Raw genomic sequence first — 14,147 nt, 5'->3', positions numbered from 1 at the left:
GCCGCGCGCCGCTCAGCGCAACGCCGCGGAGATCGGGATGGCCGCGCGCGGGCGCTTGCGCAGTTCCTCGGTCAGGCGCTGCGCGGTGGCCAGGTAGGCCTGCGCCGCGGCCGAGTCCGGTGCCGCGGCCACCACCGGGGTGCCGGCGTCGCCCTGCTCGCGGATCGCGATCGCCAGCGGCAGCGACCCCAGCAGCGGCACGCCGTACTGCTGCGCCATGCGCTGGCCGCCGCCCTCGCCGAACAGGTGCTCGACATGGCCGCACTGGCTGCAGGTGTGCACCGCCATGTTCTCGACGATGCCCAGCACCGGCACCTCGACCTTCTCGAACATCTTCAGCGCCTTCTTCGCGTCCAGCGTGGCGATGTCCTGCGGGGTGGTGACGATCACCGCACCGGCCACCGGGATCTTCTGCGCCAGGGTCAGCTGAATGTCGCCGGTGCCGGGCGGCAGGTCGATCAGCAGGTAGTCCAGGTCGTCCCACAGGGTGTCGGCGAACAGTTGGGTCAGCGCCGAGGTCGCCATCGGGCCGCGCCAGATCATCGGCGTGTCCTGGTCCACCAACAGCCCGATCGACATCGCCTCGATGCCGAAGGCGCGCATCGGCTCGATGCTCTTGTCGTCCGGGCTGTCCGGGCGTCCGCTCAGGCCGAGCATGGCCGGCACACTGGGGCCGTAGACGTCGGCATCCAGTACGCCGACGCGCGCGCCCTGGCGCTGCAGGGCCAGGGCCAGGTTCACGGCAGTGGTGGATTTGCCCACCCCGCCCTTGCCGGAGCCGACGGCGATGACGTTGCGGATGCGCGGGTGCGGGGCGAGCTTGGGCTGGACGGCGTGGGCGGGGAGACGCGGGCGATCGGTCATCGGAAAACTCAACAAGAAAGCGTCGGCGACGCAGGCCAGGCATGCGCGCGACGGAAAGGAAAACATGGACCGCACACGGCGCCGCGGGCAGCGACAGCGGCGCGGGCCGCACAGACACATGACTATACAAGTGCACCGACGCACGGTCCCGCGCCGCGGGCGGCGCGAGCGCTGGCGGATTTTGCGCAAATGCCGCGTGGCACGGCCTGCGACCGACCTTTCACCTCCGCCATCGCGCGCCTCGGCACCGGCCCGCGCACACGCCGGGATCGCGGCGCGCCATGCCGATGCGGCGATCACCCGCACTTGCACGCCCCACGATGGCGAGTGGCGCTCACCGAAATGGTGCGTCGGCAGCCGGGCCGCGCTGCCGACGGTATCGGGATCGCCCAGTCGTCGCAGGCCTTCAGGGGCACGACCCGCCATGCCCCACATCCGTTCAGCAACCTATACAAAGAATGCCCCGCAATGGTGCAAAGCAACGCGAAACTTGTCTACGCCGGTGCCGCGGCCCGGCGTTCGCCGACATTTCCTGCCTGATCGCCGCAGTTTTTGTTGGTAGACGAAAAAAGTGACACCCATGTACAAACCGCGTTAAGTCCGTGTTACGTTTGGGTTGGTTGCAGGATGCGATCCCACTTTCAAGGCACACGTCGCGGCACGAGGCCCCTCGCCTTATCGATTGATTTTCGGGGAAGAGAAAGATGACTGTCCGTCATACTCGTAGTTTCAAGCACAGCCACCTGAGTGCCGCGCTGGCCTCCGCCATGCTTGTCCCGGCCGCGTTCGCCGCCTTCGCGCAGGACGCCACGACCGACGACAAGACCGATAAAGCGACGAATCTCGACAAGATCACCGTCACCGGCTCGCTGATCCCGCAGACCGAGATCGAGACCGCCACCCCGGTCACCACGATCAACGCCGAAGAAATCAAGGCGCGCGGCTTCAGCACCGTCGCCGACGTGCTGCAGAAGAGCTCGTTCGCCACCGGCGGCGTGCAGGGCGGGCAGAGCTCGGGCACCTTCACCCAGGGCGCGAAGACGGTGAGCCTGTTCGGCCTGCCGCCGGGCTACGTGAAGTACCTGATCGACGGCCGTCCGATGTCGAACTACCCGGCGCTGTACAACGGCAGCGACACGTTCAACAACATCAGCGGCATTCCGATCGACCTGGTCGACCGCATCGAAATCCTGCCGGGCGGCCAGTCGTCGCTGTACGGCTCCGATGCGATCGCCGGCGTGATCAACGTCATCCTGAAGAAGAAGATGGACGGCGCGGTGTTCAGCATCCGCGGCGGCGGCTACTCCGAAGGCGGCGGCAGCAACTTCCGCACCACCTTCGCCGAGGGCTGGACCTCGGCCGACGGCCGCACCAGCATCCTGGGCGGCTTGCAGTACGAAGAAAAGGATCCGATCTGGGCCTACCAGCGCAGCCAGACCAAGCAGTTCAACACGCAGGGCTACAACGCCCAGCTGCCGAGCCGCGACTTCCTGGTCTACAGCCCGTTCACCAGCTACAAGTTCCTCGACCCGAACAACTGCAGCAACGTGTCCGGCTTGTTCGGCGGCACCATCGCCAAGCAGCAGCGCCGTGGCTTCGGCGACGAGTATTACTGCGGCTCCAAGTACACCCCGGGCTACCGCACCCTGGACAGCGGCACCAAGTCGCTGCAGGCCTACCTGCACGGCACCCATGACCTGAACGACAACGTGCAGCTGTACGGCGACGTGCTCTACAGCCACGACGAGGTCAAGTTCAACGCCGGTTCCAACTACATCTGGTGGGGCACCGCCGCCGACTTCGGCTACTACTACGATCCGCAGGTGGACGACCTGCTGAACCTGCAGCGCTCGTTCGCGCCGGAAGAAATGGGCATCAACGGCATCAAGGACACGATGAGCCGCAACAAGAGCGACTCGGTGCGCGTGACCTTCGGCGCCCAGGGCCAGCTCGGCCAATCGAGCTGGGACTACGATGCCGGCGTCACCTACACCCAGTACAAGCTGGAAGAGCGCCAGCTGGTCCGCTACAAGAACGCGATCGACCAGTTCTTCGTGAACCGCGTGCTGGGCCCGCAGCTCGGCCTGGATCCGAACTACGGCGCTTACCCGGTGTATTCGCCGAACTACGCGGCGTTCTACTCGCCGATCAGCCAGGCGGACTTCGCCAGCTTCACCGGCCAGGCCACCAACAAGAGCAAGACCTCCGACGGCATGATTCGCGTGCAGGCCACCAACGGCAAGCTGTTCAGCCTGCCCGGCGGCGACGCGGGCCTGGCCGTGGTCGGCGAGTACGGCAAGCAGAAGTGGGACTACGCGCCGGATCCGGTCATCCTCAACGGCGAAGTCTGGGGTCTGACCTCGGTGGCCGGCGGCGGCCAGCGCGACCGCTACGCGCTGACCTCGGAACTGCGCATGCCGGTGTTCGACCCGCTGACCATCACCCTGGCCGGCCGCTACGATGCGTTCAAGGCCAGCGGCCGCACCATCGACAAGCCGACCTACAGCATCTCGCTGGAGTACCGTCCTTTCGAGACCCTGCTGCTGCGCGGCAAGTACGGCACCGCGTTCCGCGCGCCGACCCTGTCCGACCTGTACCAGGGCCAGAGCGGCTACTACAGCAGCGTTGTCGATTACTACCAGTGCGCGCAGCGCGGCTATCTGCCGGGCAATACCGACAACTGTCCGCAGGCCTACTCGAGCCGTCAGTTCCGCGGTACGCAGTCCGGCAGCCTGGACCTGAAGCCGATCAACGCCGACGTGTGGAGCGCGGGCTTCGTGTGGTCGCCGGTGGATCGCATGGCGCTGACCGTCGACTACCTCAACTGGGACATCAGCGATGAAGTCACCCAGCAGAGCGCCGATGGCCTGAGCCTCCAGGACTACCGCTGCCGCGCCGGCATCGACGATGCCGCCTCGGCGCTGTGCCAGGCCACGTTCGCCCAAGTCACACGCAATGCCACCGGCCAGATCACCAACATCTACACGCCGAAGATCAACGTCTCCAACCAGAAGCTGGAAGCGGTCATTGCCTCGTTCCGCTATGGCTACGACTTCGGCCGCTGGGGCGACCTGAGCACCATCGCCAGCTACAGCGAGAACCTGCGCCACAAGTACGTGCGCTATACGGGCGACACGCCGGTGGACCTGCTGAACGATCCGTACTGGAGCACCGACCCGAAGCGCAAGGCCGACGCGTCGCTGACCTGGGACATCGGCAAGTTCTCGACCACCTGGTACGCGAGCTGGTTCGACAAGACCCCGAACTACGCGGCGACCGTCGCACCGGCCGGCTATGCCTCCCCGCGCGCCGGCAAGCTGCCGTCGCACATCACCCACAACGCCAGCGTCACCTACAAGGCGTTCGAGGGCATGGAGCTGTCGCTGAGGATGACCAACGTGTTCAACAAGATGCCGCCGCTGGACAAGTCCTACCCGGGCAGCGCGCAGTGGGCGTACAACGAATACAACTTCGATGTGTACGGCCGTGCGTACTACCTGGAAATGCGTTACTCGTTCGGCAAGTAAGCCGACACGCATGTCCTCACAGAGCCCACCCGCAAGGGTGGGCTTTTTTTTGGCCTCGCATGCGCGGTCTGCCCGGTCATCCCATCCATGGCAGGCATCCTCCCGCACTGCGCGTCGGCGAGATTGGTCAGGCACGCATGATTTGCGCACGACAGCGTTCCGCCGCCGTGGCCGTTGGCGCCGTCAGCCCATGCTGTAATCGCGCCCAGCGCATCCGTCGCCGCCGAGACGCCCCCTCCTCGTCGTCGCATCCGATGCCGCAATGCATCCAGTGGAGATACCCGACATGCCGCGTCGCGACTTCGATCCCGCCACCTTCGCCGCGGATGGGCGGTCGGCAACCCAGGCACGGCTGTTCGATGCGGACACGCCGCCGCCGTGGCACGGCGTCGTCGCCGGCGCAGCCCTGGGCGGTGCGGTCACCGTCCTGACCTACGGCACCGATGCGATCGGCGACGGCCCGCCGCGCCACGTCCATCCGTACGACGAAACCTTCGTGGTCCTGGTCGGACGCGCGCGGTTCTTCGTCGGCGACAGCGCGCTCGAGGCGGCGGCCGGAGACGTGGTCTTCGGTCCCGCCGGCGTGCCGCACCGGTTCGAGAACCTGGGTCCTGGCCGTCTGCAGACGCTGGACATCCATCATTCGCCGACCTGGATCCAGACCGATCTGGACTAGGCGAGGCCAGCCACGCGCAGTGCGGCAATGTCGCGGCACACAGGAGCGCCACGGAAGAAGCGCGCAGCGCTCACCGCTCCGCACTACGCCTGCGCCACGCGCCAGCGTGCGCGCCGGATACCACAGCGACCGATCACGGAGCGGTAGAGACGGGCCGCGCGGGCGGCCCAGTGGTTACGGATAGAACGCAGACAACAGCGCCTTCAGTTCCTGCAGATCCTCGCCGTAGCGCTGCCAACGCCCCATGTAGGAACGCGTCATCGACGTGCGCACCTGCACCACACTGGCGGTGGCCACCGGCGCCTGGTTCTGCTCGAAATGCAGGCAGGCGTCGTCCCACGGCAGGCCGCAGAACTCCAGCAGGCGGCGCGTGGTCGGCTCCTGCGCAGTCACCAGGTCCTCGTAATCGACCTGCAGGATGCGCTGCGGCAGCACCGCGTTCCAGTGCGCCATCAGCCGGTCGAACATCAGGAAGTAGCGGCCGACGTCCATCAGGTCGAAGGAATAGTCGTAGTACGGCGAGGACAGCGCGAACAACTGGCGGAAGTTGCTCAGGCAGGTATCCATCGGGTCGCGCCGCAGGCACACGATCTTCGCCTTCGGCAAGGCGCGCGCGATGTGGCCGGCGTAGAGGAAGTTGTGCGGCAGCTTGTCCACGAAGCGCGGCTTCAGCGCGGTGCCGGGGCGCGTGGACTCGACATAGCCGCGGCCGAGCGCGCGCCAGTCCAGCCCCTGCACCTGGCTCAGCGTGGTTTCGTCGAGGATCTCCGGCGACGGCGTGCCGGTCAGGCGCTTGAGCACCACCGAGAAGTTCTGCAGCTCCCCCGCCGAGTGCACCTGCGGATGACTGGACAGGATCCGGTCCACCAGCGTGGTGCCGCTGCGCGGCATGCCGATCACGAAGATCGGCTCCTCGCTCTCGAAGCCCGCCACCGGCGCATCATCGGCGCGGAAGCTCCGATGCAGGGCCTCGAACAGGCGCGCATCGCGCTCGGAGGTGTAGCCGCGCGCACGCTTGTGCACCGACTTGCCCTGCACATAACCGCGGAACGCCGCGCGGTAGTCGCCGAGGTCTTCGTGCTCCTTGGCCAGCGCCAGGTTCAGATGCAGCACCGCGTCCGGATCGTCGCCGGCCGACGCCAGCGCGGCCTCGAGCAGCGCCAGGTTGTTCTCCTCCGGCGTCCACTTGCGCAGTTGCGACAGCGACAGATACACCTTCCAGTAGCGCGGCTCCAGCGCCAGGCAGGCGCGGTATTCGGCCTCGGCCTCCTGCAGCCGTCCGGAGAACAGCAGCGAGGTGCCCAGGTTGTAGCGGAAGCTGGCCTGCTGCGGCGCCGCCTGCACCGCACGCGTGAACGCCTGCAGCGAGGCGGCATGTTCGTTGACCTGGCTGTAGACCACGCCCAGCGTGTCCAGGGTATGCGCATCGGTGGGCTGCAGCGCCATCGCCTGATCGGCGAAACGGTGCGCATCCTGCAGGAACCGCCCCATCGCCAGCACCCGCGCCAGTTGCGCCGCGTAGTCGGCGCGCTCGGGATTGAGGGTCGCGGCCTGATGCAGATGCACCGCAGCGACCTGCATCTGCTGCAACTCCAGCGCCGCCACACCGGCGACGAAATGCACGCCCGGATGCTGCGGCAAGGCCTGCAGCAGATGCTGTGCGATCCGCAGCGCGTGCGGCCAGTCGCTGCGGTTGAGCGCGGCGATGGCCTGGTTGTAGAGCTGAACCTGTTCGCTCATGGATGCGCCCGATCTCCCCTGGAAGGCTGGCCGCGGCGGCACGCAGGCGGGCGCGGCGGTCTCAGATTATGACCGCAGCGCAGCATTCGCGCGCATGCGCGGTGTCTGCCGCCGGCCGCCGCCGCACACCCCGGCCGCAGGGCGAGCGCGGAGCGAAACGGGCTCGCCCTGGTGGAAATGACGCAGCGACAAGGGCTTGCATCACGTGGCGTCCAGGTGCGCCTGCCGCCGCGACCGCCTCTACAGCAAGCCCACTTCAAAAACATGTCATGTCACGCAAATTTTTCGTTACTTTTCCGATTTGTTCATGCTACGGTCAAGAAACGTGAAATGGACCTCACGCTCTCTACACGTACCTGTCCAGGAAGGGACCTGGGTACTGCACATGCATCTAGGGGAAATTTGTCAATGTCAGTCAAAGCACCGGCTCCCAAGCGGAGTCTTCTGGTCGTTGCTGTGTCCGCCATTCTGGCCCTGCCCGCCGCGTCGGCGCTGGCGCAAAGCCAGCCCGCGAGCGAGGAATCGGAGACGGAACAACTGACCGAGACCACCGGCGCCAAGGCGCGCACCCTCGAGAAGGTGACGGTGACCGGTTCGCGCATCCAGCGCACCGAGGTCTAGGGCCCCTCGCCCGTCACCATCATCTCCGCCACGCAGATCGAGCGCGAAGGCTTCAACACCGTCTTCGACGCGCTGAGCACGCTCACCCAGGCCTCCGGCTCCACCCAGAACGAGCTGTTCCAGGGCGGCTTCACCCCCAACGCCAGCGTGATCAACCTGCGTGGCCTCGGCCCCGGCCGTACTCTGTTGCTGATCAACGGCCGCCGCGCCGCGGACTATCCGCTGCCCTACAACGGCCAGAGCAACTTCGCCAACTTCGGCAACATCCCGGCCGCGGCGGTCGACCGCATCGAGATCCTCGCCGGCGGCGCCTCGGCCATCTACGGCTCCGACGCGGTCGCCGGCGTGGTCAACGTCATCCTCAAGACCAACTACGAGGGCGACCTGGTCAAGCTGCGCGGCAGCACCCTGACCCGCGGCGGCGGCGACACCGGCGACTTCCAGTGGATCGGCGGCAAGACCGGCGACCGCTGGAGCCTGACCTACGCCTTCGAGTACACCGCCGGCGAGCCGCTGTACGGCTACCAGCGCGACTTCATGGATTCGTCGCTGGACAACCCGTTCCCGCCGGCCTTCGTCGGCATCCAGCCGACCGGCACCATGCGCGTGCGCCGCCGCACCGGCTCGACCACCAACTCCTACTTCGCGCCGCCGGCCGGCGCCTGCGAACAGTTGGGCGACGAGTGGGTGCGCTGGAACTACCGCAGCGCCAGCGCCGCCGGCGCCATCACCAACCTCGGCCAGGCCTGCGGCACCTTCAAGGATCCGGCCTACCAGACCATCCGCAACGAGAACAACGACCTGTCCGGCTACGCCTACGGCACCTTCGATTTCGAAGGCGGCATGCAGGGCTGGGCCAGCCTGCAGGCCTGGTCGTCCGAGTCCAAGTACACCTCGGGCACCCAGTTCTGGTCCGGCCGCACCAATGGCGCGCTGTGGTTCGATCCCGGCTTCAACGCGCTGGTCGACGCGCAGCGCGTGTTCGCCCCGCAGGAAGCCGGCGGCGTCGAGCACCTGATGGCGCGCAACAAGGAGAAGTTCTACGACTTCGCCGCTGGCCTGCGCGGCAAGCTGGGCGACCGCTTCGACTGGGACCTGACCCTGTCGCGCGCCGAGTACAAGGTGAAGGTCGATCGCCCGCGCCTGATGGCCTCGGCGGTCAACGACTACTTCCTCGGCCAGCAACTGGGCACCCGCGTGGTCGGCGGCGTCACCTATCCGGTGTATCGCCTGAACCAGCAGCGCTACTACAGCGCACTGACCCCGGACGAGTTCGCGGCGTTTAGCACCACGGTCAAGACCGACGCCAACTCGCACGTCAACCAGGGCAGCTTCGTGCTCTCCGGCGACCTGTTCGAGCTGCCGGCCGGCGCGCTGGGCTTCGCCGGCGTGGTCGAAGCCTCGCAGCAGGAATACAAGCTCAATGCCGACCCGCGCATCCTGCCCGACTACACCGGCACCGACCGTCCGTACAACCTCACCGGCACCGGCGGCGGCGGCAAGCGCGACCGCTACGCGTTGGGCGTGGAGCTGTCGATTCCGATCCTCAGCTCGCTGAAGGCGCACCTGGCCGGACGCCTGGACAAGTACGACGACGTCACCGCGGTGGACGACGCCAAGACCTGGAACGCCGGCCTGGAATGGCGTCCGCTGGACAATCTGCTGTTCCGCGGCTCCTACTCCACCAGCTTCCGCGCGCCGGATCTGCACTACGTGTTCGCCGATCGCAGCGGTTCGTTCTCCAGCATCTTCGACACCCGTCGCTGCCTGGAAAGCGGCCGCGCCGCGGCGCAGTGCCCGACCTCGGACACCACGGTGAACTACACCGCGTACGGCGTGCGCCAGGGCACCACCAACCTCTCCGAGGAAACCGGCACGTCGTGGACCGCCGGCTTCGTGTGGGACGTGCTCGACGGCCTGTCGGTCACCGCCGACTACTACGACATCCGCCTGAAGAACGTGGTGGCCGACATCACCTCCACCTACATCCTCGACGGCGAAGCCGGCTGCGTGACCGGGCTGACCCGCAACCGCAACCCGTTCACCCTGGGTGCGCCGGGCTCGGCGTTCTGCAACGACATGCTGTCGCGGGTCACCCGCCTCAACGCGCCGGGCACGCCGAACGACGGCCAGATCACCGAGATCCGCCGCGGCCCGATCAACCGCGCCTTCCTCGGCACCAAGGGCATCGATGCGTCGCTGGACTACCGCCTGGACACCGACCGTCTGGGCGACTTCCGCTTCCAGGTGGGCTACTCGCACACTCTCGAGCAGAAGTCGGCCGAGTTCAAGGGCGACCCGATCCTCGATTACCGCGACGACCTGGGCAACTTCGACTTCCGCAGCCGCATCCGCACCACCGCGACCTGGCAGAGGAACGACTGGCAGGCGGCGGTGTTCATGATCCGCTACGGCAGCCTGCCGAACTGGCAGGAGACCGGTCGCATCGCGCCGTACTTCATCTGGAACGCCAACGTGGGCAAGAAGCTGACCGACAAGCTGACGGTCAACTTCTACGTCAACAACGTGTTCGACAAGACGCATCCGAAGGACAGCGGCTACAACACGTATCCGTACTTCTGGCGCGCCTACAGCCCGTACGGCCGCGAAGTGGCGGCGGAGTTCCAGTACCGCTTCCGCTGAGCCGCACCACGCGCACTGGAGGTCAGCGAGAGCCCGGCATCGGGCTCTCGCTGTATGCAATCACGCAAAAAGGATTCTCGTGAAACGACTCGTTGCTTTCTGCGCGCTGGGGCTGTGCCTGCACGTCGGCATCGCCGCGGCCGCTCCCCCGCCCATTGCGGATTTCGTCAAACGTCCCACCTACAGTGCGGTGAAGATTTCGCCGGACGGCGAATACCTGGCGCTGACCGTGGACCGCGGCGAGCAGGACGTGCTGACCGTACTCGGCACGCGCGACCTCAAGCCGATCAAGGTCAACGTGCTGCCGGACGGCAAGAGCGTCGGCGCGTTCTACTGGACCGGCCGCAAGCGGCTGCTGTTCACCGCGGTCAAGAAGGTCGGTTCGTTCGAGCGGCCGATGGGCACCGGCGAGTGGTTCGCGGTCGACGCCGACGGCGGCCAGCCGCGCACCCTGATCGAATACGGCACCCAGGGCGTCACCCAGCGCGGCAAGAGCGTGGGCCGCGAATCGTTCTCCCTGCTCGACACGCTGCGCGACGACGAGCAGAACGTGGTCATGCAGGTGCGCTACCCGCGCTCCTCGGAAGGTGCCGGCACCGAAGCGGTGATGATCGACACCCTCAGTGGGCGGCGCAAATCGCTGGGCCGCGCGCCCAAGGCGAACTGCTCCATCGCCCTGGACGCGACCAAGCAGCCCGCCTTCGCCACCTGCCAGAGCGACAAGGACGAGGACACCGGCTACGACAGCCACAGCGAGGTGTACGCGCTGAAGGACGGCAAGTGGGAGCTCATCAACGCCAGCAAGGCCGATGGCGCGCGCCTGGACATCGCCTGGTCCACCGCCAACGGCCGCGTCTATGCCACCCGCGACGACGGCAAGGCGCCCGGCGCGTTCGGGTATCTGGATCCGCGCAGCGGCGGCTTCGTCGCCCTGTTCCAGGACCCCACCAGCGAGGTGGCGCGCACCATCACCGCCACCGACGGCTCGGACACCGCGCTGGCGGTGGTCACCGAGGCCGGCGCGCCGCAGGTCAAGCTGATCGACGAGGCGCATCCGGACGCAGCGCTATACGCCAGCCTGGCCGCGGCCTTTCCCGGCCAGTACGTCGACTTCGCCAGCGCCACCCGCAATGGCGACACCATCGTGGTCAGCGTGCGCAGCGACCAGAATCCCGGCGAGCTGTACCTGTACGAGCGCGCCACCGGCAAGGCGCGCTTCCTGATGAAGAGCCGGCCCTGGATCGATGCGGCGAAGATGGCCACGATCACGCCGATCCAGTTCACCGCCCGCGACGGTCTGCGCATCCATGGCTACCTCACCGTGCCGGCCGGAGCGCAGGCGAAGAACCTGCCGCTGATCGTCAACGTGCACGGCGGACCGATGGGGCCGCGCGACAACTGGGGCTTCCATTCGGAGGCGCAACTGTTCGCCAGCCGCGGCTACGCCACGCTGCAACTCAACTACCGCGGCTCCGGCGGCTTCGGCAAGGCGTTCATGGACCGCGCCTACGGGCAGTGGGACGGGGCATCATCAACGACATCGTCGACGGCACCCAGTACGCCATCCAGCAGGGTCTGGCCGATCCGGCGCGGATCTGCATCTACGGCGGCAGCTTCGGCGGCTACGCCGCGATGATGGCGCCGGTGCGCGCGCCGGGGCTGTTCCGCTGCGCGTTCGGCTACGTCGGCATGTACGACGCCAAGATCCAGTTGCGGCTCAGCGACACCAGCAAGAGCGAGAGCGGCAGGCGCTATCTGCTGCGCGCCTTCGGCAGCACCAGTGCCGAGCAGGAGCGGATGTCGCCGATCAACCACGTGCAGGCGCTGACGCTGCCGATCTACCTCGCCGCCGGTGCACGCGACGACCGCTGCCCGCCGGAGCACACCGAGGCGCTGGCCAAGGCGCTGCAGGCGGCCGGCAACCCACCCGAAGGCATGATCGTGCAGTCCGGCGAAGGCCACGGCTTCTACAAGGAAGACAACAACCTCAACCTCTACACCCGGATGCTGGGGTTCTTCGACGCGCACCTGGGCGGTTCCGCGGCACGACCGAGCGCATCCGTGCAGGCCGGCGCGCCCTGACGCTGGCGCAGACAACGCCACGGCGCGCCGCCGTGGCACGCGCGGCGCGCTGCACGCGCCGCGCCTTTCCCTCGCCCTGGTCGCCATGCCAGGGTTCTTTTTTTCTTGCCGCTACCGTCCGCCGCCGCTCAACCGCGCAACAACGCCATCGCCGCATTGTGGCCGGGCGCGCCGGTCACGCCGCCGCCGGGGTGGGTGCCGGAGCCGCACAGGAACAGGCCGGGAATCGCACCGCGGTACGCCGCCTGGCCGAGCATCGGCCGTGCGCTGAACAACTGGTTGAGGCTCAGCGCGCCGTGGAAGATGTCGCCGCCGATCAGCCCGAAAGTGCGTTCCAGGTCCAGCGGGCTCAGCACCTGCCGGCCCAGCACCGCGGCGGCGAAGCCCGGCGCGTAGCGCTCGACGGTGGCGATCATCAGGTCGGCGACCTCCTCGCGGTGCGCGTCCCAGCTGCGCCCGTCCGGCAACTGCGGCGCGACGTGCTGGCAGAACAGGCTGGCCACGTGCTGGCCGGGCGGCGCCAGGCCATCGTCCAGGGTGCTGGGAATCAGCAGTTCGACGATCGGTTCGCGCGACCAGCCGTGCCGGCGCGCGTCGTGGTAGGCGCGGTCCATGTAGTCCAGGCTAGGCGCCAGTACGATGCCGGCGGTGAGATGATCGCCCGGCCCCGGCAGCGCGCTGAAACTGGGCAGCCGCGACAGCGCCACGTTCATGCGGAACGTGCCGGAACCGCAGCGCCAGTGCGCCATGCGCTCGCGGGTGGCGGCCGGCACGTGCGCCGGATCGAGCAGGCGTTCGTACAGCAGCTTGGGATTGACGTTGGCGACCACGTGCCGCGCCCGCAGGCGCTCGCCCTGCTCGGTGACCACGCCGACCGCGCGTCCGCCCTCGACCAGGATCTCGCGCACGCCCGCATCGGTGCGGATGCGTGCGCCGGCCGCAGTGGCCGCACGGGCCATGGCCTGGGTGATCGCGCCCATGCCGCCCAGCGCATGGCCCCAGGCGCCCTTGACCCCGTTGCTCTCGCCGAGCACGTGGTGCAGCAGCACATAGGCCGATCCCGGCGTGTACGGGCTGGCGTAGTTGCCGACGATGCCGTCGAAACCGAACAGCGCCTGCGCCGCATCGCTCTCGAACCAGCGCTGCAGATACTCGGCGGCGGAGATGGTGAACAGGTCCAGCAGGTCCTGGCGCAGCTCCGCATCCAGCGCATGCAGGCGGCGCCCGAGGCGTCCGGTACGCAGCAGCTCGGGCAGTGCCTGCAGCCAGCCGCCGTCGGTGACGTTGGGCGGCGGCTGCAACGCCAGCGCGCGCAGCACGTCGGCGATGCCCCCCAGCCGCGCCTCGTAGGCCGGCAGGCGCGCAGCGTCGCGCGCGGAGAACCTGGCCAGTTCGGCCTGGGTGTGGCCGGCGCCGGTCAGCAGATAACGTCCGTCCGGCAACGGCAGGAAGTTGTTGCGCCGGCGCGGCACGATGCGCAGGCCGTGCCCGGCCAGGTCGAGATCGGCGATCACCTTGGGCTGCAGCAGCGACACCGTGTAGGACGCCACCGAGTTGCGGAACCCGGGGTGGAACTCCTCGGTCACCGCGGCGCCGCCGACCACGCCGCGCCGCTCCAGCACCGTCACCTTCCAGCCGGCCCGCGCCAGGTAGGCGGCGCAGACCAGGCCGTTGTGGCCGGCACCGACGATCAGGGCATCGCATGGCGGTTCGCGGGTCATGGCCGCATGGTAAGCCAGCGCCGGCGGGCTTGCCGACGGCAGGCGGCGACGCCGTCCTGCGGCCCAATGGCCAGGGCCACCCATGACCTTCGACACCCCTGAAACCTGCAGTGGCGGCGTAGAGTCTCGCCACGGCCCGTGCGGGCCATTCCTTTATCCACGTCGGCCTGGAGCCTGCCTGTGACCCTTCGCAATCCCAAGATGCTGCTGTTGACCCTGGCCGTGAGCGCCGCGCTGACCGGCTGCAACAAGCCCGAGAGCGCCGCGCCCGCC

9 protein-coding genes are annotated in these 14,147 nt (G+C 67.9%); 6 read left to right on the top strand and 3 right to left on the bottom strand.

The genetic code is table 11. The annotated features are described in order from the left end of the window. Positions 1–12 precede the first annotated feature (12 nt). The gene (gene apbC, locus D180_RS04045) at positions 13–864 is read right to left on the bottom strand and encodes an iron-sulfur cluster carrier protein ApbC (protein WP_017911779.1); all 852 of its coding nucleotides are present in this window, start codon (positions 862–864) and stop codon (positions 13–15) included. Positions 865–1,631: 767 nt separating this feature from the next. On the opposite strand from apbC, the gene D180_RS04040 reads away from it, so the two are divergent. Both D180_RS04040 and D180_RS04035 read left to right on the top strand, forming a co-directional pair. Then, positions 1,632–4,391, top strand: a complete 2,760-nt coding sequence (locus tag D180_RS04040) for a TonB-dependent receptor (protein ID WP_017911778.1) — start codon at positions 1,632–1,634, stop codon at positions 4,389–4,391. 286 nt (positions 4,392–4,677) lie between these two features. Next, entirely contained in the window at positions 4,678–5,067 is a 390-nt protein-coding gene (locus D180_RS04035) for a cupin domain-containing protein (RefSeq protein WP_017911777.1), read from the top strand. A gap of 174 nt (positions 5,068–5,241) precedes the next feature. On the opposite strand, the gene D180_RS04030 is transcribed toward D180_RS04035, so the two are convergent. Then, entirely contained in the window at positions 5,242–6,807 is a 1,566-nt protein-coding gene (locus D180_RS04030; protein WP_017911776.1) for a sulfotransferase, read from the bottom strand. A gap of 456 nt (positions 6,808–7,263) precedes the next feature. Here D180_RS04030 and D180_RS24420 point away from each other — a divergent pair, with 456 nt between their 5' ends. The 4 genes from D180_RS24420 (at position 7,264) to D180_RS24415 (ending at position 12,153) form a co-directional block, all read left to right on the top strand. Then, complete coding sequence (locus D180_RS24420; RefSeq protein WP_017911775.1) at positions 7,264–7,428, top strand: hypothetical protein; 165 nt, start codon at positions 7,264–7,266, stop codon at positions 7,426–7,428. An 18-nt stretch (positions 7,429–7,446) separates the two neighbouring features. Beyond that, positions 7,447–10,071 (top strand): TonB-dependent receptor, encoded by a 2,625-nt coding sequence (locus D180_RS04025; RefSeq protein WP_343122581.1) that lies wholly within the window; start codon positions 7,447–7,449, stop codon positions 10,069–10,071. A gap of 79 nt (positions 10,072–10,150) precedes the next feature. Next, a complete protein-coding gene (locus D180_RS04020; protein WP_232760311.1) occupies positions 10,151–11,707 on the top strand; it encodes a prolyl oligopeptidase family serine peptidase in 1,557 nt (518 codons plus the stop codon). Further along, positions 11,599–12,153: a prolyl oligopeptidase family serine peptidase gene (locus D180_RS24415; protein ID WP_232760312.1), complete on the top strand. Its 555-nt coding sequence runs from the start codon at positions 11,599–11,601 to the stop codon at positions 12,151–12,153. Before D180_RS04020 ends, D180_RS24415 begins: the two co-directional genes overlap by 109 nt. Before the next feature lie 128 nt (positions 12,154–12,281). Here the strand turns inward: D180_RS24415 and D180_RS04015 are convergent, their stop codons facing one another. Then, positions 12,282–13,874: an NAD(P)/FAD-dependent oxidoreductase gene (locus tag D180_RS04015; RefSeq protein WP_017911771.1), complete on the bottom strand. Its 1,593-nt coding sequence runs from the start codon at positions 13,872–13,874 to the stop codon at positions 12,282–12,284. Positions 13,875–14,147: the final 273 nt, after the last annotated feature.

It is taken from the genome of Xanthomonas sp. SHU 166, assembly GCF_000364685.1.
Lineage (GTDB): Bacteria > Pseudomonadota > Gammaproteobacteria > Xanthomonadales > Xanthomonadaceae > Xanthomonas_A > Xanthomonas_A sontii.
The sequence above is the reverse complement of the archived record's forward strand: the minus strand, read 5'-3'. Positions and strand labels throughout refer to the sequence as shown.

Excerpts from the sequence above, each read along its gene's own strand:
- apbC (WP_017911779.1), bottom strand. The coding sequence starts at position 864 with ATGACCGATCGCCCGCGTCTCCCCGCCCACGCCGTCCAGCCCAAGCTC.
- D180_RS04040 (WP_017911778.1), top strand. The coding sequence starts at position 1,632 with ATGCTTGTCCCGGCCGCGTTCGCCGCCTTCGCGCAGGACGCCACGACC.
- D180_RS04035 (WP_017911777.1), top strand. The coding sequence starts at position 4,678 with ATGCCGCGTCGCGACTTCGATCCCGCCACCTTCGCCGCGGATGGGCGG.
- D180_RS04030 (WP_017911776.1), bottom strand. The coding sequence starts at position 6,807 with ATGAGCGAACAGGTTCAGCTCTACAACCAGGCCATCGCCGCGCTCAAC.
- D180_RS04015 (WP_017911771.1), bottom strand. The coding sequence starts at position 13,874 with ATGACCCGCGAACCGCCATGCGATGCCCTGATCGTCGGTGCCGGCCAC.